This is a genomic window from Streptomyces sp. EDA2-14 (assembly GCF_054963755.1).
Map to the genome: position 1 here is coordinate 176671 of NZ_JBUEGE010000012.1, position 22444 is coordinate 199114.

The 22444-nt window shown below is 70.6% G+C and carries 21 protein-coding genes; 16 read left to right on the plus strand and 5 right to left on the minus strand.

The window, feature by feature from the left end:
* Nucleotides 1–67 precede the first annotated feature (67 nt).
* The 5 genes from hutU to ACY34M_RS26465 all read left to right on the plus strand — a co-directional run bounded on the left by hutU (nucleotide 68) and on the right by ACY34M_RS26465 (nucleotide 6397).
* Entirely contained in the window at nucleotides 68–1726 is a 1659-nt protein-coding gene (gene hutU, locus ACY34M_RS26445) for a urocanate hydratase (RefSeq protein ID WP_462721011.1), read from the plus strand.
* A gap of 104 nt (nucleotides 1727–1830) precedes the next feature.
* Nucleotides 1831–3033, plus strand: a complete 1203-nt coding sequence (locus ACY34M_RS26450; protein ID WP_462721012.1) for an allantoate amidohydrolase — start codon at nucleotides 1831–1833, stop codon at nucleotides 3031–3033.
* Entirely contained in the window at nucleotides 3030–4382 is a 1353-nt protein-coding gene (locus ACY34M_RS26455; RefSeq protein WP_462721013.1) for a formimidoylglutamate deiminase, read from the plus strand. The genes ACY34M_RS26450 and ACY34M_RS26455 overlap by 4 nt, the downstream gene beginning before the upstream one ends.
* A gap of 134 nt (nucleotides 4383–4516) precedes the next feature.
* Nucleotides 4517–5698, plus strand: coding sequence for an imidazolonepropionase (gene hutI / locus ACY34M_RS26460; RefSeq protein ID WP_462721014.1), 1182 nt, complete (start codon nucleotides 4517–4519; stop codon nucleotides 5696–5698).
* Between the two features lie 150 nt (nucleotides 5699–5848).
* On the plus strand, nucleotides 5849–6397 hold the full coding sequence (locus tag ACY34M_RS26465) for a Uma2 family endonuclease (protein WP_462721072.1): 549 nt from the start codon (nucleotides 5849–5851) through the stop codon (nucleotides 6395–6397).
* Between the two features lie 33 nt (nucleotides 6398–6430).
* Here ACY34M_RS26465 and ACY34M_RS26470 read toward each other — a convergent pair whose 3' ends face one another.
* Nucleotides 6431–6835, minus strand: coding sequence for an ATP-binding protein (locus ACY34M_RS26470; RefSeq protein WP_462721015.1), 405 nt, complete (start codon nucleotides 6833–6835; stop codon nucleotides 6431–6433).
* A 113-nt stretch (nucleotides 6836–6948) separates the two neighbouring features.
* On the opposite strand from ACY34M_RS26470, the gene ACY34M_RS26475 reads away from it, so the two are divergent.
* The 3 genes from ACY34M_RS26475 to ACY34M_RS26485 all read left to right on the plus strand — a co-directional run bounded on the left by ACY34M_RS26475 (nucleotide 6949) and on the right by ACY34M_RS26485 (nucleotide 8877).
* Entirely contained in the window at nucleotides 6949–7731 is a 783-nt protein-coding gene (locus tag ACY34M_RS26475) for a helix-turn-helix domain-containing protein (protein ID WP_462721016.1), read from the plus strand.
* A complete protein-coding gene (locus ACY34M_RS26480) occupies nucleotides 7728–7925 on the plus strand; it encodes a DUF397 domain-containing protein (RefSeq protein ID WP_462721017.1) in 198 nt (65 codons plus the stop codon). The genes ACY34M_RS26475 and ACY34M_RS26480 overlap by 4 nt, the downstream gene beginning before the upstream one ends.
* A 103-nt stretch (nucleotides 7926–8028) precedes the next feature.
* Complete coding sequence (locus tag ACY34M_RS26485) at nucleotides 8029–8877, plus strand: hypothetical protein (RefSeq protein ID WP_462721018.1); 849 nt, start codon at nucleotides 8029–8031, stop codon at nucleotides 8875–8877.
* 3 nt (nucleotides 8878–8880) lie between these two features.
* Here the strand turns inward: ACY34M_RS26485 and ACY34M_RS26490 are convergent, their stop codons facing one another.
* A complete protein-coding gene (locus ACY34M_RS26490; RefSeq protein ID WP_462721019.1) occupies nucleotides 8881–10515 on the minus strand; it encodes a ricin-type beta-trefoil lectin domain protein in 1635 nt (544 codons plus the stop codon).
* A 217-nt stretch (nucleotides 10516–10732) separates the two neighbouring features.
* Nucleotides 10733–11632 (minus strand): RNA polymerase sigma factor SigF, encoded by a 900-nt coding sequence (locus ACY34M_RS26495; RefSeq protein WP_462721020.1) that lies wholly within the window; start codon nucleotides 11630–11632, stop codon nucleotides 10733–10735.
* Between the two features lie 255 nt (nucleotides 11633–11887).
* Between ACY34M_RS26495 and ACY34M_RS26500 the strand changes: the two genes are divergently transcribed.
* The 6 genes from ACY34M_RS26500 to ACY34M_RS26525 all read left to right on the plus strand — a co-directional run bounded on the left by ACY34M_RS26500 (nucleotide 11888) and on the right by ACY34M_RS26525 (nucleotide 17554).
* Nucleotides 11888–12271 (plus strand): STAS domain-containing protein, encoded by a 384-nt coding sequence (locus ACY34M_RS26500; RefSeq protein WP_356384460.1) that lies wholly within the window; start codon nucleotides 11888–11890, stop codon nucleotides 12269–12271.
* 283 nt (nucleotides 12272–12554) lie between these two features.
* Complete coding sequence (locus ACY34M_RS26505; RefSeq protein WP_462721021.1) at nucleotides 12555–13046, plus strand: ATP-binding protein; 492 nt, start codon at nucleotides 12555–12557, stop codon at nucleotides 13044–13046.
* A 144-nt stretch (nucleotides 13047–13190) separates the two neighbouring features.
* Nucleotides 13191–13904 carry an LPXTG cell wall anchor domain-containing protein gene (locus ACY34M_RS26510; protein ID WP_462721022.1) on the plus strand — a complete coding sequence of 238 codons (714 nt, stop codon included), beginning with the start codon at nucleotides 13191–13193 and terminating at the stop codon, nucleotides 13902–13904.
* A gap of 118 nt (nucleotides 13905–14022) precedes the next feature.
* Nucleotides 14023–15003, plus strand: a complete 981-nt coding sequence (locus ACY34M_RS26515) for a COG1470 family protein (protein WP_462721023.1) — start codon at nucleotides 14023–14025, stop codon at nucleotides 15001–15003.
* A complete protein-coding gene (locus tag ACY34M_RS26520; protein ID WP_462721024.1) occupies nucleotides 15000–16133 on the plus strand; it encodes a hypothetical protein in 1134 nt (377 codons plus the stop codon). The genes ACY34M_RS26515 and ACY34M_RS26520 overlap by 4 nt, the downstream gene beginning before the upstream one ends.
* Before the next feature lie 38 nt (nucleotides 16134–16171).
* Nucleotides 16172–17554, plus strand: coding sequence for a hypothetical protein (locus ACY34M_RS26525; protein WP_462721073.1), 1383 nt, complete (start codon nucleotides 16172–16174; stop codon nucleotides 17552–17554).
* A 302-nt stretch (nucleotides 17555–17856) separates the two neighbouring features.
* Here the strand turns inward: ACY34M_RS26525 and ACY34M_RS26530 are convergent, their stop codons facing one another.
* Complete coding sequence (locus ACY34M_RS26530; RefSeq protein WP_462721025.1) at nucleotides 17857–19356, minus strand: peptide MFS transporter; 1500 nt, start codon at nucleotides 19354–19356, stop codon at nucleotides 17857–17859.
* A gap of 458 nt (nucleotides 19357–19814) precedes the next feature.
* Between ACY34M_RS26530 and ACY34M_RS26535 the strand changes: the two genes are divergently transcribed.
* Nucleotides 19815–20492 (plus strand): response regulator transcription factor, encoded by a 678-nt coding sequence (locus ACY34M_RS26535; protein ID WP_462721026.1) that lies wholly within the window; start codon nucleotides 19815–19817, stop codon nucleotides 20490–20492.
* Nucleotides 20493–20613: 121 nt separating this feature from the next.
* Entirely contained in the window at nucleotides 20614–21888 is a 1275-nt protein-coding gene (locus tag ACY34M_RS26540) for an ATP-binding protein (RefSeq protein ID WP_462721027.1), read from the plus strand.
* Between the two features lie 31 nt (nucleotides 21889–21919).
* Here ACY34M_RS26540 and ACY34M_RS26545 read toward each other — a convergent pair whose 3' ends face one another.
* On the minus strand, nucleotides 21920–22444 hold the full coding sequence (locus tag ACY34M_RS26545; RefSeq protein WP_462721028.1) for a GtrA family protein: 525 nt from the start codon (nucleotides 22442–22444) through the stop codon (nucleotides 21920–21922).

Sequence of the window (22444 nt, forward strand, 5' to 3'; positions counted from 1 at the left end):
AGGATGTGAATAGAAGTTCCAACAGTGATGACCCACCGGCTGGTGGATACGCCCCAGGAGGCCGCCGATGTCAGGACCCCGCCCCGTACGAGCCCCGCGCGGCACCGAGCTCAACACCCTGGGGTGGCAGCAGGAGGGCGCCCTGCGGATGCTCATGAACAACCTCGACGGCGAGGTGGCCGAGCACCCCGACAAGCTCGTCGTCTACGGCGGCACCGGCAAGGCGGCCCGGTCCTGGGAGGCGTACGACGCGATCGTGCGCACGCTGAAGACGCTGAAGGCCGACGAGACCCTCCTCGTCCAGTCCGGCAAGCCGGTCGGCGTGCTGCGCACCAGCGAGTGGGCGCCGCGCGTGCTGCTCGCCAACTCCAACCTCGTGGGCGACTGGGCCAACTGGGAGGAGTTCCGCAAGCTGGAGGCCGAGGGCCTCATGATGTACGGCCAGATGACGGCCGGTTCGTGGATCTACATCGGCTCGCAGGGCATCGTCCAGGGCACGTACGAGACCTTCGGCGCGGTCGCCCGCAAGAAGTTCGACGGCACGCTCGCCGGGACCATCACCCTCACCGCCGGCGTCGGCGGCATGGGCGGCGCCCAGCCCCTCGCCGTCACGATGAACGAGGGCGTCGCGATCTGCGTCGACGTCGACGAGACCCGCATCGACCGCCGCATCGGCACCCGCTACCTCGACGTGAAGGCCGACAACCTCGACCACGCCCTGGAGCTGGCGGTCCAGGCCCGCGACGAGCGCCGCGGCCTGTCCATCGGCGTCGTCGGCAACGCGGCCGAGATCTTCCCGGAGCTGCTGCGCCGCGGCGCCCCGATCGACATCGTCACCGACCAGACCTCCGCCCACGACCCGCTCGCCTACCTGCCCGTCGGCATCTCGGTCGAGGACTGGGACAAGGAGCGCGAGGCGGACCCGGCCGGCTTCACCGAGAAGGCACGGCAGTCGATGCGGCTGCACGTCGAGGCCATGGTCGGCTTCCTGGACGCGGGCGCCGAGGTCTTCGACTACGGCAACTCGATCCGCGACGAGGCCCGCAAGGCGGGCTACGACCGCGCCTTCGACTTCCCCGGCTTCGTCCCGGCGCACATCCGCCCGCTGTTCGAGGAGGGCCTCGGCCCGTTCCGCTGGGCGGCCCTGTCCGGCGACCCCGAGGACATCGCCAAGACGGACAAGGCGATCAAGGAGCTGTTCCCCGAGAACAAGCACCTGCACCGCTGGCTCGACATGGCCGCCGACCGCATCGCCTTCGAGGGCCTCCCGGCGCGCATCTGCTGGCTCGGCTACGGCGAGCGCCACCGCGCGGGCCTCAAGTTCAACGAGATGGTCGCGTCCGGCGAGCTGTCGGCCCCGGTCGCCATCGGCCGCGACCACCTCGACTCCGGTTCGGTGGCCTCCCCGTACCGCGAGACCGAGGCCATGAAGGACGGCTCCGACGCGATCGCCGACTGGCCGCTCCTGAACGCCCTGGTCAACACCGCCTCCGGCGCGTCCTGGGTCTCCCTGCACCACGGCGGCGGCGTCGGCATGGGCCGCTCCATCCACGCGGGCCAGGTCTGCGTCGCCGACGGCACCGACCTCGCCGCCCAGAAGATCGAGCGCGTCCTCACGAACGACCCGGCGATGGGCGTCATCCGCCACGTCGACGCGGGCTACGAGCACGCGGCGGATGTTGCGGCGGAGCGTGGCGTGCGGGTTCCTATGCGGGAGGGGGAGTGAACAATCAAGCAGAGCCGCTCAATCAAGCCCCTGCGGCGATTGAGCAGCGGGGTCCGGGGCAGAGCCCCGCGCCCGCAACGCCGGTTCCGCCAAGCTTCACGGAGATGTGGCACGATCTCCGCCCCATCGGCCGCAACGCCGACACGGGTGGCTACAGGCGCTACGCCTGGACCGGCGCCGACGCCGACTGCCGCGCCTGGTTCAAGGCCCAGGCCGAGAGCCGCGGCCTGACCTACGAACTCGACCGCAACGGCAACCAGTGGGCCTGGCTCGGCGACCCGGAGGCGGGCGACGCCGTCGTCACCGGCTCCCACCTGGACTCCGTCCCCGACGGCGGCGCCTTCGACGGCCCCCTCGGCGTCGTCTCCTCCTTCGCCGCCCTGGACGAACTCCGCCGCAGGGGAGTGGAGTTCACCAAGCCGCTCGCGATCACCAACTTCGGCGACGAGGAGGGCGCCCGCTTCGGCCTCGCCTGCGTGGGCTCCCGCCTCACCGCGGGCGTCCTCACCCCTGAGGCGGCCCACAAGCTCACGGACGCCGACGGGATCACCCTCCCGCAGGCGATGGAGCGGGCCGGGTACGACCCGGACGCCATCGGCGCCGACCGCGAACGCCTCGACCGCATCGGCGCGTTCATCGAGCTGCACGTGGAACAGGGCCGCGCCCTGGACCTGTCCGGTGACGCGATCGGCATCGCGAGCTCCATCTGGCCGCACGGCCGCTGGCGCTTCGACTTCCGCGGCGAGGCCAACCACGCGGGCACGACCCGTCTGGTCGACCGCCGCGACCCGATGCTGAGCTACGCGGAGACGGTCCTGGCGGCCCGCCGCGAGGCCGAACTCGCGGGCGCGGTGGTGACGTTCGGCAAGATCTCCGTCGAGCCGAACGGCGTCAACGCCATCCCCTCCCTCGTACGCGGCTGGCTCGACTCCCGCGCCGCCGACCAGGAGTCCCTGGACGCGACGGTCACCGGGGTGGAGCGGGCGGCCCGCGAGTACGCGCAGGCCCACGGCATCGACGTGTCGCTGACCCGCGAGTCGTTCACGCCGATCGTCGAGTTCGACGACGCGCTCCGCGACGAGCTGGGCCGGATCCTCGGCACGGACACCGACCTGAAGGTCCCCGTCCTCGGCACGGGAGCGGGACACGACGCGGGAATCCTCGCCCAGTCGATCCCCACCGCCATGCTGTTCGTACGCAACCCGACGGGCGTCTCGCACTCCCCGGCCGAGTCCGCGGCCGAGGACGACTGCCTGGAAGGGGTGCGCGCACTGGCCGACGTACTGGAAGGGCTGGCCTGCAAGTGACGACGACCTACTGGTTGGAACACGCCTGGCTCGGCACGCATGTCGAGCCCGGCGTGGCGGTGGACGTGTCGGACGAGGGCCGCTTCACGGCGGTCCGTACGGGGGTCGGCGCACCCCCGCCCGGCGCGACCGCGCTGCGCGGACTGACCGTGCCCGGCCTCGCGAACGCCCACAGCCACGCCTTCCACCGGGCGCTCCGCTCGACCGTGCAGGTCGGCTCGGGGACGTTCTGGACGTGGCGCGAGGTCATGTACTCGGTGGCCGACCGACTCACGCCCGACTCGTACCACGCGCTGGCGCGGGCCGTGTACGCCGAGATGGCGCTCGCGGGCATCACGTCGGTGGGCGAGTTCCACTACCTGCACCACGCGCCCGGCGGCACCCCGTACGCCGACCCGAACGCGATGGGCGAGGCACTGATCGCGGCGGCGGAGGAGGCGGGCATCCGCATCACGCTCCTCGACACGGCGTACCTGTCGTCCGGCTTCGGCAAGGAACCGGACCACCACCAGCAGCGCTTCAGCGACGGCACGGCCGAGGCGTGGGCCGAGCGGGTGTCCCTCCTGAAGGAGCGTCCCGGCGTACGGATCGGTGCGGCGGTCCACTCGGTGCGCGCGGTCCCGGCGGCGCAGCTGTCGGCGGTCGCGGACTGGGCCTCGGCCCGCCGCGCCCCCCTCCACGTCCACCTCTCCGAGCAGACGGCGGAGAACGACGCGTGCCAGGCGGCCCACGGCTGCACCCCGACGCAGCTCCTCGCGGACAACGGGGTGCTGAGCGCGCGCACGACGGGCGTCCACAACACCCACCTCACGGACGCCGACATCGCGCTCCTCGGCGGCTCGGGCACGGGCACGTGCATGTGCCCCACCACCGAGCGCGACCTGGCCGACGGCATCGGCCCCGCGGTGGCGCTCCAGAAGGCGGGTTCGCCCCTTTCGCTGGGCTCCGACAGCCACGCGGTGATCGACCTCTTCGAGGAGGCCCGCGCGATGGAACTGAACGAGCGCCTGCGGTCCCGGACCCGCGGCCACTGGACGGCGGCGGCGCTGCTGCGCGCGGCGTCGGAGGACGGCCACGCGGCGCTGGGCTGGTCCGACGCGGGCACGATCGAACCGGGCGCGCGGGCCGACCTGGTCACCATCCGGCTCGACTCGGTCCGCACGGCAGGCCCCGAACCCCGCTTCGGCGCGGAAACGGCGGTGTTCGCGGCGACGGCGGCGGACGTCTCCGACGTGGTGGCGGGCGGCCGCGTGGTGGTCCGCGACGGCGAACACGTCCGGGTGGGCGACGTGGCGGGGGCCCTGACGGAAGCAATCAGCGCACTGCACACATCCAGCCCGACCGGCTGAAATCAAGCCCCGCCGGCGATTGAGGCGCGGGGCCCGGGGCAGCGCCCCGCGACCTCAACCACGGGCGCGCAGCGCCACATTTCGGGAAGGGGCGGGTTGGGGAGAAGATCCCCACCCGCCCACGGAGAGGACCCATGACGAACACCCCGCCCACCACGACCATCACCAACATCGGCACGCTGGTCACGAACGACCCGACCATCGGCGAGGGCCCCCTCGGCCAGATCCACAACGCCGCCCTGGTCATCGAGAACGACAAGATCGCCTGGGCGGGCCCCACGGCCAAGGCCCCGGCCGCCGACACCACCCACGACGCCGCGGGCCGTGCCGTCATCCCCGGCTTCGTCGACTCCCACTCCCACCTGGTCTTCGCGGGCGACCGCACGGCCGAGTTCAACGCCCGCATGTCGGGCCAGAGCTACTCGGCGGGCGGCATCCGCACGACGGTGGCGGCGACGCGCGCGGCGACGGACGAGGCCCTCGAAGCGAACCTCACCCACCACCTCACGGAAGCCCTCCGCCAGGGCACGACCACGTTCGAGACGAAGTCCGGCTACGGCCTCACGGTCGAGGACGAGGAACGCGCCCTGCGCATCGCGGCGGCCCACACCGACGAGGTCACCTACCTCGGCGCACACATCGTGTCCCCCGACTACGCGGAGGACCCGGCCGCGTACGTCGAGCTGGTGACGGGGAAGATGCTGGACGCCTGCGCCCCGCACGCCCGCTGGGTGGACGTCTTCTGCGAGAAGGGCGCCTTCGACGGCGACCAGGCCCGCGCCATCCTCACGGCGGGCAAGGCCAAGGGCCTGCTGCCCCGCATCCACGCGAACCAGCTCAGCTACGGCCCCGGAGTCCAGCTGGCGGTGGAGCTGGACGCGGCATCGGCCGACCACTGCACGCACCTCACGGACGCGGACGTGGACGCCCTGGCGAACGGCAACACGGTGGCCACGCTGCTGCCCGGCGCGGAGTTCTCCACGCGCGCCGAGTGGCCGAACGCCCGCCGCCTCCTCGACGCGGGCGCGACGGTGGCCCTCTCCACTGACTGCAACCCCGGCTCGTCCTACACGTCCTCGGTCCCGTTCTGCATCGCCCTGGCGGTAAGGGACATGGGCATGACCCCCGACGAGGCCCTCTGGTCGGCCACGGCGGGCGGCGCCCAGGCCCTCCGCCGCACGGACGTCGGCCACCTCTCCCCTGGCGCGAGGGCCGACCTCACGTTCCTGGACGCCCCGAGCCACGTCCACTTCGCGTACCGGCCGGGGGTGCCGCTGGTCAGTGAGGTGTGGCGGGCGGGGGTTCGCGCCGCCTGAACGTCGGGCCGGGCCGCACCGCCCCGGGGCTGGAGGTATCCACTAGCCTGGAAACGGCCGTGTGGCCCGCGTCCGCGAGCCGGGATCACACCCTTGGACAGTCGTTACCAGGCGCTGGAGGAAGTCGTGACCGCTGAACTCCCCAGCTGGATGATCCCGCCCCGACCCAGCGGCTGGGAAGCGGACGATCTCGATCGCCTTCCCCAGGCGCCGCGGCACACCGAACTCATCGACGGAGCGTTGATCTTCATGATGTCGCCGCAGCGGTCCTGGCACTCCCGGCTCGTGGAGAACCTGACCTTTGCCCTGCGGCAGGCAGCTCCGGCGGGCTTCGACACCGAGCGGGAGATGACGGTCCGGCTCGACAAGAAGAGCCGCCCCGAGCCCGACATCCTGGTCACCACCGCTTCATACGACCCGGACCGTACGTGGTACGCCCCCGAGGACGTCGCACTGGTCATCGAGGTCGTCTCGGAGGAATCGGCCGACCGGGACCGGTCCCTCAAGCCGTTCAAGTACGCACAGGCCAGGATTCCCCATTTCTGGCGCGTCGAGGACGAGACCGGCACGCCCGTCGTTCACACCTACGAACTCGATGCCATGACCCACGCGTATGTGGCCACCGGCATCCACCGTGACCGTCTGAAGACCGCCGTACCGTTCCCCCTCGACATCGGTCTGACGGGCTTGGTGCCCTGAAGCTGCTGGACGGAGACGCGTGAGGTCATGCCCTCACTCTTTTCCTGTCAGCCGCGCCCACACCAGCTTCCCGTCCCGCGTCGGCAAGGTGCCCCACCGGTCTGCCGCCGCCGCGATCAGGAACAGCCCGCGCCCCGACTCCGCCTCCCAGTCCGGCTCCGCGCGCGGCACCGGCAGGACGGGGGAGCGGTCGGCCACGGACACCTGTACCGTGCCGTGCTCCTCCGGAAGCACCCGTAGCCGCACCTCGCACTCGGGGACCGCCACGTGCCGGTGCACGTTCGCCAGTATTTCCGTCACGCAGAGCTGCGCCGCGTCGACGAGGGCGGAGTGCCCCCAGGCCCGTAGGTGTGTGGCGAGCATTCGCCGCACGTCCGTGAACTTCTCCGGATCCGCCCGCAGTTGGAGCACGACTTCGGGTGGAGATTGCGTCTTCATGTGCTCACAGTGCGTGACTGCTCGCTAGCCTGACCAGGACTGTGAGCTGCACACAACGAGGTGTGCAGGCGAGGGGGTTCCCTGTGCAGGACTGTGTCGACGGTTCGTCGAGCATGCGGATGTTCGGAGCGGTGGTACGTGCCCTGAGAGAGGCGAGGGGCGGTTCGCGGGAGGACTTCGGGGCGTACGTCGGGTATTCGGCGTCGCAGGTGGCGATGGTCGAGCGCGGGGAGCGGATGCCGAGCGCGCGGTTCGTGGCGCGGGCGGGGGAGTTCCTGGAGGCGCGGGCGGCGGTGGAGGCAGCGGCGAATCACCTGGAGCGGCGGCGGTATCCGGCGTGGTTCGACGACTACGTGGAGAAGGAGGCGGCGGCGGTCAGCCTGTGGTCGTACGACTCCCACGTGCTCAAGGGGCTGGTTCAGACCGAGGAGTACGCCCGGACGGTGCTCGGCGCGCGCGTGCCGGTACTGGACGACGACGAGGTCGAGCGGCGCGTCCAGGCCCGCCTGGAACGGCAGGTACTCCTCACTCGCGTGCCGGCTGTGTCGCTGGCGCTGGTCGTCGAGGAGTGGGTGCTGAGGCGCCCGGTGGGTGGAGCGGCCGTCCTGCGTGGGCAGTTGGAACGCTTGCTGGAGCTGAGCGAGAAGCGCAACATCTCGATCCAGGTCATGCCCACCGCCATCGAGTCGCATGCCGGGTTCACCGGGCCGTGGACGCTAGTGGAGACGCCCGAGCGGGAATGGGTCGCGTACGTCGAGGGGCAGGCGGGCGGCCTGGTCCTCGAATACCGCACGCTGGTAAGTGAGTTGTTCCAGCGGTTTGGCATGATCCGGTCCCAGGCCCTCACTCCGGGGGACTCCGTGAAGCTCATCGAGAGGATGGCGAGCGAACTATGACCACTGCAGACCTCACGTGGTTCAAGTCCAGCTACAGCGGCGACTCGGGTGGCGACTGCCTGGAGGTCGCCCGCGCCGACACCGTTCACGTGCGCGATTCGAAGTCCGACCCCAACTCCGGCCCCACGCTCGCCATTTCGGTGGACAGCTGGACGACTTTCGTAAAGTTCGCCGTCGGATCCGCGCTACAGTAACCGCGCCATCACGCTCCGTGTGTAAACGCGGAGCGGCCCCCAGCGGTGCTGCGAACACCAATCTGAGGGCCTTCACCGACGAATGGATCAGAGGTCCATCGCGATGCTCAAGCATGCTATCCCTCCTGCCCGCTTCTTCTCTCAGGTCCCGAACGAGATCATTCGGAACCCCCGTCTGAACGGCACGGCCGTACGCCTCCTCCTCTGGGCCCTGTCCCTCCCCGAAGGGGCCAGGGAAACCGTCCAGTCCCTCGGCGAGAAGATGCCGGAAGGCCGCCTGGCCGTGCGCAAGGCCAGGCGGCAGCTGGAGGAGGAGGGTTACCTCCATACGCGCCGCTCGCAGAACCCGGAGACGGGGCGGTGGGCCACACAAGTCCTCGTCTCCAACGTTCCGTTGACGTCACCCGAAGAGGTCACCGCCGCCTTCGGCCCGAGTGACCAGGACCCGCCCGCCGGTGACGCGAAGGAGCAGGCCGTCGGCGCATACCCCTTGGGTGAAACCCCGAAGGACAACACCCCCAACCGCGGGGCGGCGTTCCTGGAACGCCTCGCCGATCGCGAACCGGCGCTGCACCTGGGCGCCCGCGACGTCGAAAGCCTCGCACCGCTCATCGACGGCGCACTGGCGACCGGTGCCACCGAAACCGACCTCCGCCGCTGCCTGACCACGGACCTGCCCCGCGCACTCCGCTCCGCTGCCGCCCTCGTCCGGTATCGCCTGGAGAACCGGCCGCCCACGGCCGCGCCGACTCCCGACGCGCACGAGCGCGTGGCACCCCTCGGCGAATGCGCGGAGTGCCGCGACCCGCTGCCACGAGGAGTCGGGAAGGGGATCTGTCGCGGCTGTGCCGGGTTGGCGACGAAGCCGACGTCGGCACCGGTGCCTGCTCACGGCCAGGGCCTGCGCGACGTGATCGCGCTGGCGAGGGCCGCCCTGCGCCCGGTCGACTAGCGGTTACAGGCTCTTCCCCGCCCGCCACCGCTGCTCGTCGCCGCCGTGGAACTTGCGTTGGCCCAGGCGGAACGAGTCGTCGGACAGCGGGGTCACGGCCGTGGTGGGGTCGGCGCCGGAGCGGATCGAGCCGTCGCCGTGGACGGAGAACGTGAGGTAGGCGCCGTTGTTGCCGTTCGCCGCCGTGCAGTGCCACAGGCCGATCGTGCGGTCGGGGTCGCCGCGGTTGTCGAGGCAGAAGCCGGGGTCGGCGGCGGACTGGACGACGCCGCTGTCGGGGTCCACGCGCCACTGCTGGCTGCGCGTGCGGTCGCACGTCGCGGCCACCACGTCGTCGCCGTCCGCCAGGGGCGTGCGGGAGATGTCGAGGCACCTGCCCGACGCCTCGTTGACCACCTCCGCGTAGTCCCCGCCGGGTGGGCGGGCGGACTTCGAGGGCTTTGAACTCGGCTTGGCATGCGGTGACTTGGTGGTGGGGTGCGGACCGGACGGCGGGGGTGCCGTGACTGTCCTCGTGCTGGTCGCCGTCGCCGTTGTCGTCGCTGTAGCCGTGGCTGTCGCCGTGGCCGTTTCCGTCGTCGTGGCCGTCACCGTCGACCGGGTCGGCGTCGGTGTCATTCCGCTGCCCACCGACGACAGGTCCGGGCGGCCCTCCGTCAGCGTCAGGATCAGCAACGGCACGAACGCCACGCCGACCGCGGCCGAGGCGAGCGCCACGCCCATCGGGGTCGCGCGGACGACCGCGGGACGCCGTGGTGCCCTCCGGCGAGCGCGGTGGGTCGGGCGCGGCGCGCGGTGGCGGCGTGGGGCCGCGCCGCGCGGCACCGGTATCGGCACCGGAGCCGCCGCGGGCTCCACGGTCAGCAGGTAGTCCGCGCCGCCCCACGGCAGCAGCCCATCCGCGAGCGCCCGGCGCGGGTCGTCGTGCAGGGCCGTCAGCTCCAGGTACGCGGCGGTGCAGCTCGGGCAGCGGGCCAGGTGTGCGTCCAGGTCGACGGTGGTGCGGGGGCGGGCCGTGCGCGTCGCCTCCTCGATGAGGCGGCGGTAACCCCGGCAGTGCGTGCCCTCGGCGCGGGCCACCCGCGCCGCGAGACAGGCGCCGCGCAGCGCGTCGAGCGCCGCCCCGCGGGCCTGCGCCACGTCCCGCGCGGGCATGGAGAGCGCGATGCCGGTGGCGGCGTCGGAGTCCCCGTCCACCACGGAGTGCCACAGCAGCGCCTGTGTGCGCGGGGGCAGCGTGTGGAAGGCGGCGAGCAGCGCGGGCGTGCGGCCGGCGTCCGGCGCCTGGAGGGCGGCGAGCAGACCGGGGGCGAGCCGGGCGCCGCGCCCGTCGGCGGCCCACTCGGCCGCGGTGCGGTGGACGTGCAGCAGCGCGTGGTGGCGCCAGGAGCCGCGCGGTTCGGCGCCGCGTGCGATCTCGCGGGCGGCGCGGGCGAAGGCCTGCGCCGCCAACTGCCGTGCGCTGTCGGCGTCGTCGGCGCACACCCGCGCGTAGGCGAGGAGCGCGTGCCGGTGCCTGCTGCGCAGCTCGCCGAGGGCCGGGTACGCGGTCGCGGTGTCGGCCCGCAGCAGGGCGACGAGCCGGTGGTCGGGCGCCGAGGCGTGGCCGCCGCCGGGTGCAGTCGCAGACGCAGACACCGTGTCCTCCTGTCACTGGAGCCCCAGATGGGTGCTCATAGTGGTGCAGGAGCGGTGGCACGGAAAGGTGTTTCCCTCGGTAACAGGGCGTGGCGGGCCGGGAGTTGGTAAGGCCGCGGCCGTCCCGGACACACCGAGGGGGCCGACCGGACTCCGGTCGACCCCCTCGACGTGACAGGGCTGTGCGGGTGGTGCGGGTGGTGCGGGATCCGCGCGATTACTCCTCGAGCGTCAGACCCTTGCGCAGGCGCACCAGCGTCCGCGACAGCAGCCGCGACACGTGCATCTGCGAGATGCCCAGTTCCTCGCCGATCTCGGACTGGGTCATGTTGGCGACGAAGCGCAACGAGAGGATCTTGCGATCGCGCGGCGGGAGATCGGCGATCAGCGGCTTCAACGACTCGACGTACTCGATGCCTTCGAGTCCGTGGTCCTCGTAGCCGATGCGATCCGCGAGCGCGCCCTCGGAGTCGTCCTCCTCGGGCTGTGCGTCGAGCGAGCTGGCGGTGTAGGCGTTCGACGCCGCCATGCCCTCCACGACCTCGTCCTTCGACAGGCCCAGGCGTTCGGCGAGCTCGCCCACCGTGGGGGCGCGATCGAGCTGCTGGGCGAGTTCGTCGCCCGCCTTGGCAAGGTCGAGGCGGAGTTCCTGGAGACGGCGCGGTACGCGCACGGACCAGGAGGTGTCGCGGAAGAAGCGCTTGATCTCGCCGACGATGGTCGGCATCGCGAAGGTCGGGAACTCGACGCCGCGGCTCAGCTCGAACCGGTCGATCGCCTTGATCAGGCCTATGGTGCCGACCTGAATGATGTCCTCCATCGGTTCGCTGCGGGAGCGGAACCGGGAGGCCGCGAACTTGACCAGAGCCAGGTTCAGCTCGACCAGCGTGTTGCGGACATACGAGAATTCGTGCGTGCCTTCTTCGAGGGACTCGAGTCGCTCGAAGAGGGTCTTGGAGAGGGCTCGTGCGTCGAGCGGCCCCACCTCGTCGTACGGGGGAATCTCCGGGAGGCCTTCGAGGCCATCAAGGCCTTCGGTCTCGACGTCGACGTGCGTTTCCGGGGGGAGAGTCGACGTCGCCTGGTCAGTACGCGATTCGTCGAGCCGGGCTGACATGATGTCCTCCATGCGTTCTCGGCATATGGCTGCCGATGCCAATGCGTGCACTGCTTCTAAGTGCGGCGCCTCCAAAGCCGGCCGTGGTCGATTGGTGTCCTTACTAGGCCTACCCGTTTTTTGCACCGAGTCGCAAGTGCGTTTAGCAGTGAAATGTCCGAATTCTAGAGGTTGTTCGGGTGTCGGCGCACAGTCAGAAGGCGTAGTGTTCGAGGGCGTCAATCGGCACGTCGTAGGCAGCGAGAGAGAGACGTCATGGACCGCGGGACAGTCGGCAGTGCGCATCGGGGCCGGCTTCTGGTCGAGGTGCGACAAGAGGGCTCCAGTGCCGTCGTGACCCCGGCCGGTGAGTTGGATCACCACACGGCCGATTTGCTGCGCGAACCCCTGGACGAATGCCTCAATAATGGACATTCCCGTCTGGTGATCGACTGTTCTCGCCTCGAATTCTGCGATTCGACGGGGTTGAACGTGCTGCTCGGAGCCCGGCTCAAAGCCGAGGCGGCCGGTGGTGGAGTGCACCTCGCGGGCATGCTCCCGGTGGTTGCCCGGGTGTTCGAGATCACTGGCGCGGAGGCCGTCTTCACGGTGCATGCGTCGCTCGACGACGCACTCGCCCCGGACCCCTCGGGCGACTGACCGGAACCGGACGGCTGCGTGCGGTGATCAACCGCAGAAGTTACGCTCCAGTTGTCTCTGCGTGATCGAGGCGTTACCAGTGTCACAGGAGCCGTTCTCAACAAGTGGGTGTTTCCGTCGTTCCGCCGGGCAGGAGACCCCCCGAACACGACCTCGACCCTGCGACTCAAGACGACCCTGCGACCCCGATCCTCGACCCGGACTTGTTGGCCGGGCAGTGGGCACTCGGACCCTGAACCTGAATCCTGAAGCTGAATTGGTGAATCGGTGAGGTGAAGTGCTGATGAGCACCACCCGGCCTTACTCGCCGGGCGACCACGGCCCCGAGTCCGGCGAAGTTCCGGTCGTCGCGGGTGCGCAGGTCCGCAGGCTGAGCCTCAGCGGGGCGAGCGGCATCGTGCCGCTGGCCCGCGACTTCACCCGCGAATCGCTGCATGCCTGGGGCTGGCTGCCGGCGGCGACCGCGGACCGCCGGGCCGCGGCGGAGGACGTCCTGCTGGTCGTCTCCGAGCTGGTCACGAACGCGTGCCTGCACGCCGAGGGTCCGGACGAGATCATCCTGTACTTCGGCGACGCCCCGGCCAACAAGGTGCTGCGCATCGAGGTCGCCGACCGGGGGGCCGGGCAGCCCGCCCCGCGCACCCCGCACCGGGTCGGCCGTCCCGGCGGGCACGGCATGTTCATCGTCCAACGCCTCTGCCTCGACTGGGGAGTTGTCCGCACCCCCGGTGTCACGGGCAAGGTCGTGTGGGCGGAGGTCGGCGCCCCCGCGTAGCCGCCCCCGCCCCTTCTTCGGAGCACGTCGGATCGACTTCGATCCGGCGTGCTCTTTGTCTTCCCTCGGCAAGGTCCCCGGCGTACCTTGAGCCACCCAGATCTGATGAACCGTCAGTAACCTGCGGTCTGAAGGGACTTCGAGGTGACGTACCGGACGTACCAGAAACGAACCGCCGCGTTCGCGCTCAGCGCGGCCCTGGCGGGCTCGGCGGTGCTGATGGCCGCCCCCACCGCTTCGGCCACGGTGCAGAACGTGAACTACCAGTGCAAAACCCCGATCGGGAACAAGGGAGCCGTGTCCCCGATCGACATGAAGAGCGCCAAGAGCGGCAGCGGCTACAAGATCACTATGTCCTTCCAGAAGGGCGTCTCCTCCAGCCCTGTCGAGCTCGGCAAGGGCGCCATGCACCCGAGCGCGGTCATCAAGGTGGGCGGCGCCGACAGCGGACAGTTCACGGCGACCGGGCCGCCCAACGACAAGGCGATCCCCGCCAACACCCCGATCAAGATCAGTGACCTCACGGGCACGTACACGCCCAAGAAGAGCGGCAAGGTGAACTTCACCGCCGGCGTCCTCACCATCAAGGCGCTCGGTACGAACACCACCTGTACGCCGTCCAACAGCCCGAAGCCGTCCCTCGAGATGGACGTGAAGGCGGCGGCGGGCGGCGGCGGGGCCGCGGATCCGGGGTCGGGTTCCTCGGGGTCCTCAGGGTCCTCGTCCGGCGGGGAGCTGCCGCAGACCGGGCCGGAGGACTCGGCGGTCGCGCTCGGCACGCTCGGCGGAACGGTGCTCCTGGCCGGAGCGGCGGGTGTGCTGTGGCTGACCCGGCGTCATCAGGCGGCGTCCCGTTAAGGGGGCGTGAGTCGCCGAGATGACGTTGCGCTCGTCTTTGGTGGGTGGGGTCCCGCGGGGTTGCGGCCGCGGGGCTCTGCCCCGGACCCCGCTGCTCAATCGCCGCAGGGGCTTGAATATGGGCAACCGCCGCCGGGGATCGAATATCGGCAACCGCCGCAGCGCACTGAAGCGCTTGCGGGCCCTGATCGTCGCTGTCACGGCGCTTGCCGTGGGCGGTCTCGCGGTACCTGCCGCGACCGCCGCGCCCAGCTGGACCATCAGTCCCTCCGCGGGGGGCGGCACCCGGCCCGCCGACGACGACGGACGCCCCTACATCTACGCGGAGGGGACACCCGGGTCCGTGCTGGAGGACAAGGTGGCCGTCAGCAATCCCAGTGGCAAGCCGCTGAAGGTCTCGTTGCGCGGGGCCGACGCCGACAACACGGGTGACGGTGCCCTGGACGTGCGCAAGAAGGCCACGGACACCGGGGCCTGGATCCGGTTCGCCGAGGAGTCCGTGAAGATCCCGGCGCGTACCCGCGCCGAGATCCCCTTCACGGTCTCCGTGCCCGCGGGCACGACACCCGGCGACCATCCGGGCGCGGTCGTGGCGACGGCCGGCGGGCGCGACTCAGGGGTCAGCGTCCACCTGCGGGTCAGCGGCCCCACCCTGTCCGCCCTCACGGTCGAGAACGTGCGCGTGGACAAGGGCTCCATCGCGTACGACGTGGTGAACCGCGGCAACACGACGCTCTCGCCGCGCCTCTCGGTCACGGCCGACGGGATGCTCGGCGCCACCCTCGACAAGAGCCGGGCCCTGCCGGTGCAACTCCTGCCCGGCCGCAGGGTCAGCCTCACCGAACCGTGGAAGGACGCCCCCGCGCTCGACTCCGTCGACGTGAAGGTGACGGTCACCGCGGGCGGCGGCGCGGCGGACTCGGCCACGGCGAGCGCCCGGTTCGTGCCGTGGGCGGCGGTCGGCGGGGTCCTCGCCGTGCTGGTGGGGGCGGGCTGCGCCGCCTACTGGTACGTACGCCGGAGACGGCCCTCCTGGCCCGTCCCGCCGCACCTGCTCCGACTGCTCCGCCGACAAGGGAACGTAAGGAGTGCGCCATGAACCCCCGCGGCGCCCGCGCCTCGCGGCTGCTGACCGTCCTCGCCCTCGTGGGCGCCCTGCTCGCGGGCACGGCGCCCTGGGCGGCCACCGCCTCCGCCGCCGACAAGCCGTCCGTGACCCTCTCCAAGTCCCAGGCGGGGACCGGGGGATCGATCACCGTGAAGGGCGCGGGCTGGCGGCCCGACACCCTGCTGATGATGCTGATCTGCGGGCAGTCCAGCCCGCAGCGCGGTGTCATCGGCGGCACCAACTCCTGCGCCAACGCGGAGGGGCGGGCCGTCACCACCGACACCGAGGGGGCGTTCAGCAAGTCGCTCCCGGTCGCCGAGCCGCCGAAGCCGTGCCCGTGCGTCGTCCATGTCGCCACGGTGACCGGGCAGAAGGCGCAGGCGGACGCCGTGTTCCAGGTGGCGGGGCATCCGGTGAAGGCGCTGCCGAAGACGTCGGGCGGCGGGCAGCTGTCCATGGTGGCCGACACCCGGCTCGAAGGGTCGAGCGGGCTGCTGACCTGGTTCGGCGCCCCGCCGTCGCGGTCCTTCACGTTCACCGTCGGCAACGTCGGATCGACCCCGGTCAAGAACCCGATCTTCCAAGTCGGCACCTCCCACGGCGTGTTCGCGCCGCAGTGGGAGGACCAGCAGTGGCGCGGCACGATCCAGCCGGGCCGCAAGGCGCAGATCAAGCTGCCCGTCGAACTGTCGGCGGGCGCGCACGGCGACTATCTCGTCTCGCTCAAGTACGGCGGGAAGGTGCTGGCCGAGCAGCCCTGGGGCGTGGGCCGCCCCTGGGGCGTCACCCTCTTCTGGATCCTGCTCTGCGTCGTCGTGCCGGCCGCCGTGTTCCGGATCGGCATGGCGGTCGTGGACCGCGTACGGCCGCGTGATCGCCGGTCGTACGCCAAGAGGGCCAAGGGGACGACGGGCGGGCACACCGTGCGGCTTCCGAAGGTGCGCCTCCCGCAGCAGAAACCGAAGCGGCCCGTGCCCGCAGAGGAGCCCACCGGGCCGACCGACTCGACACAGACCACGAGCCTGCCCTGGTTCACCCCGGACACCGGTCCGGAGCGTCCCGCGGCCGGCCAACTCTCCGCACCGCCCGAGAACAGTCCGACGACGAAAGGAAACACGTGAGCACCCAACGGAGAGTGAGCGCGGCCGGTGTCGCCCTGATGCTCGGAGGGGCGGGCCTGCTGTTCGTGGCGTCCCCCGCGCAGGCCGCCGCCGAGACCTCGTACAAGACGGAGTGCATACCGCCCTCGATCTCCGGGCTCGACCCGGTGCAGGGCACCACGATCACCCAGATCGCGGCGCCCGCCACGGCGAACGTCGGCGACACGGTCAAGGTGACCTGGAAGTTCATCCAGGGCGCGTCGAAGAACCCGGACGTCCTCGACCTCGGCGAGAACACCGTCCAGCCCACCGGCACGCTCAAGTCGTCCGGAGCACAGAGCGGTGACATCGACATGCAGGGCCCGCGCGAGAACCCCGCGATCCCCAAGAACAGCCCGATGAAGCTCTCCACGATGACCGGTGAGCTGAAGCTGACGAAGCCGGGAGAGGTGAAGCTGACCCCGGACAAGTACAACATCAACGTCAACAAGCCGGTGTCGACGGACACCAAGTGCTCTCCGACGGGCAGCGTGGATCCGGGCGCCGTCATCAAGGTCCTTGAGGGGGCCGGGAGTTCGGGCGGCTCCGGCGGCGGAGGGGCGATCGGCGGTCTGCCGGGCACCTCGTCCGGCGGCGGCTCGGGCGGCGGCGGCGTGATCGGCGGCCTGCCGGGCACGTCGAGCGGCGGCTCCTCCGGCGGCTCGTCGAGTTCCGGTGGCTCGGGCGGCTCGTCCGGCTCGGGCGGCTCGTCCAGCTCCGGTGGCTCCTCCGGCGGCGACAGCGGCCAGAGCGACTTCACGGGCAAGGAGGTCAGCGTCCCGTACTCCTGCAAGACCCCCATCGGCGACAAGAGCGCCACGTCTCCGGTGCAGATCAACGCCAAGAAGGACGGCGGGAACTTCGGCCTCACGGTGAAGTTCAAGAAGTCCGTGATGGACAGCCCCGCCGACATCCCGGCCGACTCGGTGAAGCCGTCGATGCAGGTGAAGCTGGGCGGCTCCGACAAGGGCACCGTCCCCGTCGAGGGCCCGACCAACAAGAAGGCCTTCAAGTCCGGCGACCCGATCGAGATCCCGGACCTGACGGGCACGTACAAGCCGGGCGCCGACGGCAAGTCGACGCTGTCGCCGGGCGTCCTCACCGTGAAGGCGCTGGGCACGACCACCACCTGCACGCCGAACAAGGCTCCGGTCTCCCTGGAGCTCGACACGTCCAAGCAGGCGGGCGGCGCGGCAGGCGGCACCGGTTCGTCCGGCGGCGAGGCGGGCGGAGCGGCGGGCGGCGGTTCCGCGGCGACCGGCGGCGGCCTCGCCGAGACCGGCGCCTCCAGCGACGGCGCCCTGCGCGCCCTCGGCCTGGCGGCCGGCACGGTGATCCTCCTGGGCGGCGCGGTCTTCACGTTCCTGCCGCGGGCACGGAAGGCGGTGGTCAGGACCCGCTGACGGGCCGCAAGCGTGCTCGGCCCGTCAGCGGCCACCCCTCGCCGAACCCTTTGCTGTGTGCTTGTGTGGATGAACCTCGGCTCGCTCCGAGGCCATCGAGGCAAAGGGAATTGCAGTGCGCAAGCTGCGACGGGCCGGCGCGGTCGGCGGAGGCACCGGGTACGCCCTCGGCTGCTCCATGGCGCACTGGCTCTTCCACACGCACTGCAAGTAGCGAGTACCGCCGCATACGCGAAGGGGCCCGGCCGCACCGAACGGTGCGGCCGGGCCCCTTCGTTGTCACGAGGACCGGGGCGGCGGGGTCAGTGCACGCCACCCATGAGCGGCTTGACCTTCTTGCGGAGCATGAAGACCGCGACACCGGCCAGGACGGCGAGGGCGCCCTGCGCGGCGAACCACCACTCGCTGCCGGTCGGCGCGCCGATCAGCTGCAGCAGCGCGATGACGGAGTCACCGGCGGTGACGGCCAGGAACCAGACACCCATCATCTGGGAGCCGTACTTCTCCGGCGCCAGCTTCGTGGTGAGGGACAGGCCGACCGGGGAGAGCGTCAGCTCACCGATCGTCTGAACCAGGTAGACGATGACCAGCCACATCGGGGTGACCTTGGCGTCGCCGGAGGCGGCGGCCTGGGCCAGCATCATCACGAAGAAGGACAGGCCGATCAGGAAGACACCGTTGGCGAACTTCGAGAGGGAGCTGGGCTCCTTGCCGCGGCGGTTCAGCCACAGCCACAGCCAGGCGAAGACCGGCGCGAGCGCCATGACGAACAGCGAGTTCAGCGACTGGAACCAGCTGGACGGGAACTCGAAGCCGAACAGCGTGTTCGCGGTGCTCTTGTCGGCGAACAGGTTCAGCGTGGAGCCGGACTGGTCGAAGATGCCCCAGAACACGGCGGCCACGATGAAGAACCAGATGTACGCGGAGACCCGGGACTGCTCGGTGTCCGACAGCTCGCGGTCGCGCTTCATCTTGACCAGGTACCAGATGGGCAGGACCAGGCCGAGGATGGTGAGCGGCCACAGGATCCAGTTCACAGTCAGCGCACCGGCGGCGCCGGCGGCGGCGTAGAACAGGACGGCCACGACGGCCCAGATTCCGCTCTTCTTCCAGAGGTCGCGCTTCTCGTTGTCGCTCATCGGCGACGGGACGACGTTCGACTCGCCCGACAGGTAGCGGTAGCCGAAGAGGAAGCAGATCAGGCCGAGCGCCATGCCGACACCGGCCATCGCGAAGCCGAGGTGCCAGTTGACCGTCTGGCCGACCGTGCCGATCGTCAGCGGCGCGAAGAAGGCGCCGACGTTGATCGCGATGTAGAAGATCGAGAAGCCGCCGTCACGCCGCGGGTCGTTCTTCTCCGGGTACAGGTGGCCGACCATCGTCGAGATGTTGGCCTTGAGCAGACCCGAACCGGCGGCGATCAGGCCGAGGCCGAGGTAGAACGAACCGGCCCACGGCAGGGCCAGCGTGAAGTGACCGGCCATGATGATCACGGCGCCCACCGCGGTCGTCTTGCGCGGACCCCATACGCGGTCACCGAGCCAGCCGCCCGGCAGCGCGAGCAGGTACACAAGAGCGTTGTAGACGGAGTAGATCGCCGTCGCCGTGGCGACGTTGAGACCCAGACCGCCGTCGATGACGCCGGCCGACAGGTACAGCACGAGAAGCGCACGCATCCCGTAGAAGCTGTACCGCTCCCACATCTCCGTCAGAAACAGAAAGGCCAGGCCGCGAGGGTGGCCAAGGAAGGTCTTCTCACCGGCGCCGGGCGCGGTGGTGTCCTTCGTCAGGCTGGACGCCATGGGGGTTCCTTGCTCGCTCGGGACGCTGCACCTTCGTGGGGAGCGGGCGCCCGCGTGGGGGAGGCCGGCACCGTAGCCCGCCGGTACGGCGGGTCCGAGATCCACACCCCGGCGCGCTTCCTTACACGCGGGGCCCGGCCACAGGTCATTCCTAAAAAGGCTGACGGACGTCAGCTCACACAAGAAAGGGACCTTGGGTGCGCAGTGCGCTCCAAAGGTCCCCCAGTAGTGCATCAGGCGTTGAATCACCTTACGGACGACTCAACGGCATATGGAAGGACTTGAGAGATGGATCACAGGTCTCCATGGAACCGTCCGCGCTGTTTCCAAGGTGTTCCCCAGGATGGCACCCGCCGACCGCAGGGCGCGAACCCGGAGGCAAAAATTCCGTTCGCCACCGGGAGGCTCAGTGGGCGATCACCCCACTAGCGTCGTCCGCTGCGGACTACCATCACCCCATGACCCGTGTACTGCTCGCCGAGGACGATGCGTCCATCTCGGAGCCGCTGGCCCGCGCCCTGCGCCGGGAGGGTTACGAGGTGGAAGTGCGCGAGGACGGTCCCACCGCCCTCGACGCCGGACTTCAGGGGAGTATCGACCTCGTCGTGCTCGACCTCGGACTGCCCGGAATGGACGGCCTCGAGGTGGCCCGCAGAATGCGCGCCGAGGGGCACACGGAGCCGATTCTGATCCTCACCGCGCGCGCGGACGAGGTGGACACGGTCGTCGGTCTCGACGCCGGCGCCGACGACTACGTGACCAAGCCGTTCCGCCTCGCCGAGCTGCTCGCCCGGGTCCGGGCCCTGCTCCGCCGCGGCGCCACCGAGCCCAGCCAGGCCCCGGCCACGCACGGCGTCCGCATCGACGTCGAATCGCACCGGGCGTGGATGGGCGAGGAGGAACTCCAGCTCACGGCAAAGGAGTTCGACCTCCTGCGGGTCCTCGTCCGCGACGCCGGCCGGGTGGTCACCCGCGACCAGCTGATGCGCGAGGTCTGGGACACGACGTGGTGGTCGTCGACGAAGACCCTCGACATGCACATCTCCTGGCTCCGGAAGAAGCTCGGCGACGACGCGGCGAACCCGAGGTACATCGCGACGGTGCGCGGCGTGGGCTTCCGCTTCGAGAAGAGCTAGCCACTCATCGTGCTCAGCCGTGCACATTGAGCCCCTGCGGCGCTTGAGCAGCGGGGTCCGGGGCAGATCCCCGAGACGTTGACCCCGGTGCGGGCCGAACCAATCCGGGACACTGAGACGTATGCGTCGCCGACTGATCAACTCCACCCTCGCCGTGGTCCTGGTGGTGATCGCCGTATTCGGCGTCTCCCTGGTCATCGTGGAGACCCGAACCATCACCAACAGCGCCCAGGAACGCGTGGAGTCCGAGGCCGTCCGCCTCGCCTCCATCGTGGACAGCAGGATCCTCGGCGAGGAACAGATCACCGACAGCATCCTCCAGGACCAGGTCGCGGGGGAGCGCTACGCCGAGATCGACATGCCCGGCCGCCGGCCGCTCACCATCGGCACCGAACCGGTCGGCGACGTCATCTCGTACACGGCCACCGGCGAGCAGGGCGAGAAGGTCACCGTCCAGGAGGCGAGGTCGGCCGTCACCTCGGAGGTCGGCCGCACCCTGCTGATCATCGCGGGCGTCGCCCTGCTCGCGATCGTGGCGGCCGTGCTGCTCGCCGTACGCCAGGCGAACCGGCTCGCCTCGCCCCTCACGGACCTCGCCTCCACGGCGGAACGCCTGGGATCCGGCGACCCGCGGCCCCGGCACAAGCGCTACGGCGTCCCGGAGCTGGACCGCGTCGCGGACGTCCTCGACGGCTCGGCGGAGCGCATCGCCCGCATGCTGACGGCGGAGCGGCGCCTCGCGGCCGACGCCTCGCACCAGCTGCGTACGCCCCTCACCGCGCTCTCCATGCGGCTCGAGGAGATCACGATGACCGAGGACCTCGACGAGGTGAAGGAGGAGGCGACGATCGCGCTCGCGCAGGTCGAGCGGCTCACCGACGTCGTCGAGCGGCTGCTCACGAACTCCCGCGACCCGCGCACCGGCTCCGCCGTCCCCTTCGACCTCGACGAGGTGATCAAGCAGCAGCTGGAGGAGTGGCGGCCCGCCTACCGCAGCGCCGGGCGCGCGATCGTCTCCTCCGGAAAGCGCCACCTCACGGCGGTCGGCACCCCCGGCGCGGTGGCCCAGGTGCTCGCCGCGCTGATCGAGAACTCCCTGATGCACGGTGGCGGCACGGTCGCCCTGCGCACCCGGGTCACCGGCAGCCAGGCCATCGTCGAGATCACCGACGAGGGCCCGGGGGTCCCGGCCGAGCTGGGCTCACGGATCTTCGAGCGGACCATCAGCGGCCGCAATTCGACGGGCATCGGCCTCGCCGTCGCCCGCGACCTGGCGGAGGCCGACGGGGGCCGCCTCGAAATGCTCCAGGGCAGCCCGCCCGTCTTCGGCCTGTTCCTGTCCCGTACGCCGTTGAAGAAGACGCCGGACGACGGCGGCGAGCAGATGATCCGCTGACGTACCGGCGTGCTGGTGCTGGACCGGGGTGCTAGCGGCTCCGGACCGGCGGCGCCGCCTGCGAGTCGCCGAGGAACGATTCCGCGCTGGCCACGGCCTCCCGCGCGGGCAGCGTCCTGAACACCCACGTCCGGTACGACCAGAACCGGAAGAGGGTCGCGAGACCCATGCCGAGGAACTTGAAGATGTTGCTCTGCAACGAGCTGTTCCAGCCGAACCCGTACGTCGCCGCGTACAGGACCCCGTTCTCGATGACCAGGCCCGCCGCGCTGAACAGCAGGAACAGCGTCAGTTCCTTGGTGCGCCCGCTCTTGTCGCGGTCGCGGTACGTGAAGTAACGGAACCCCACGTAGTTGAAGGCGATGGCGACGACCGTCGCGATCACGCTGGCGCGCACCACCTGGAGGTCGGTGCTGTGCCGCATGAGGTTGAAGACGGCGAAGTTCACGAGGACGCCGAGGGCGCCGACGACACCGAACTTGGCGACCTCACGGGCCACGCCCGCGATCCGCTGTCGCAGTGCGCCCGTGCGGCCGGTCCGTCCGGTGATGCCCAT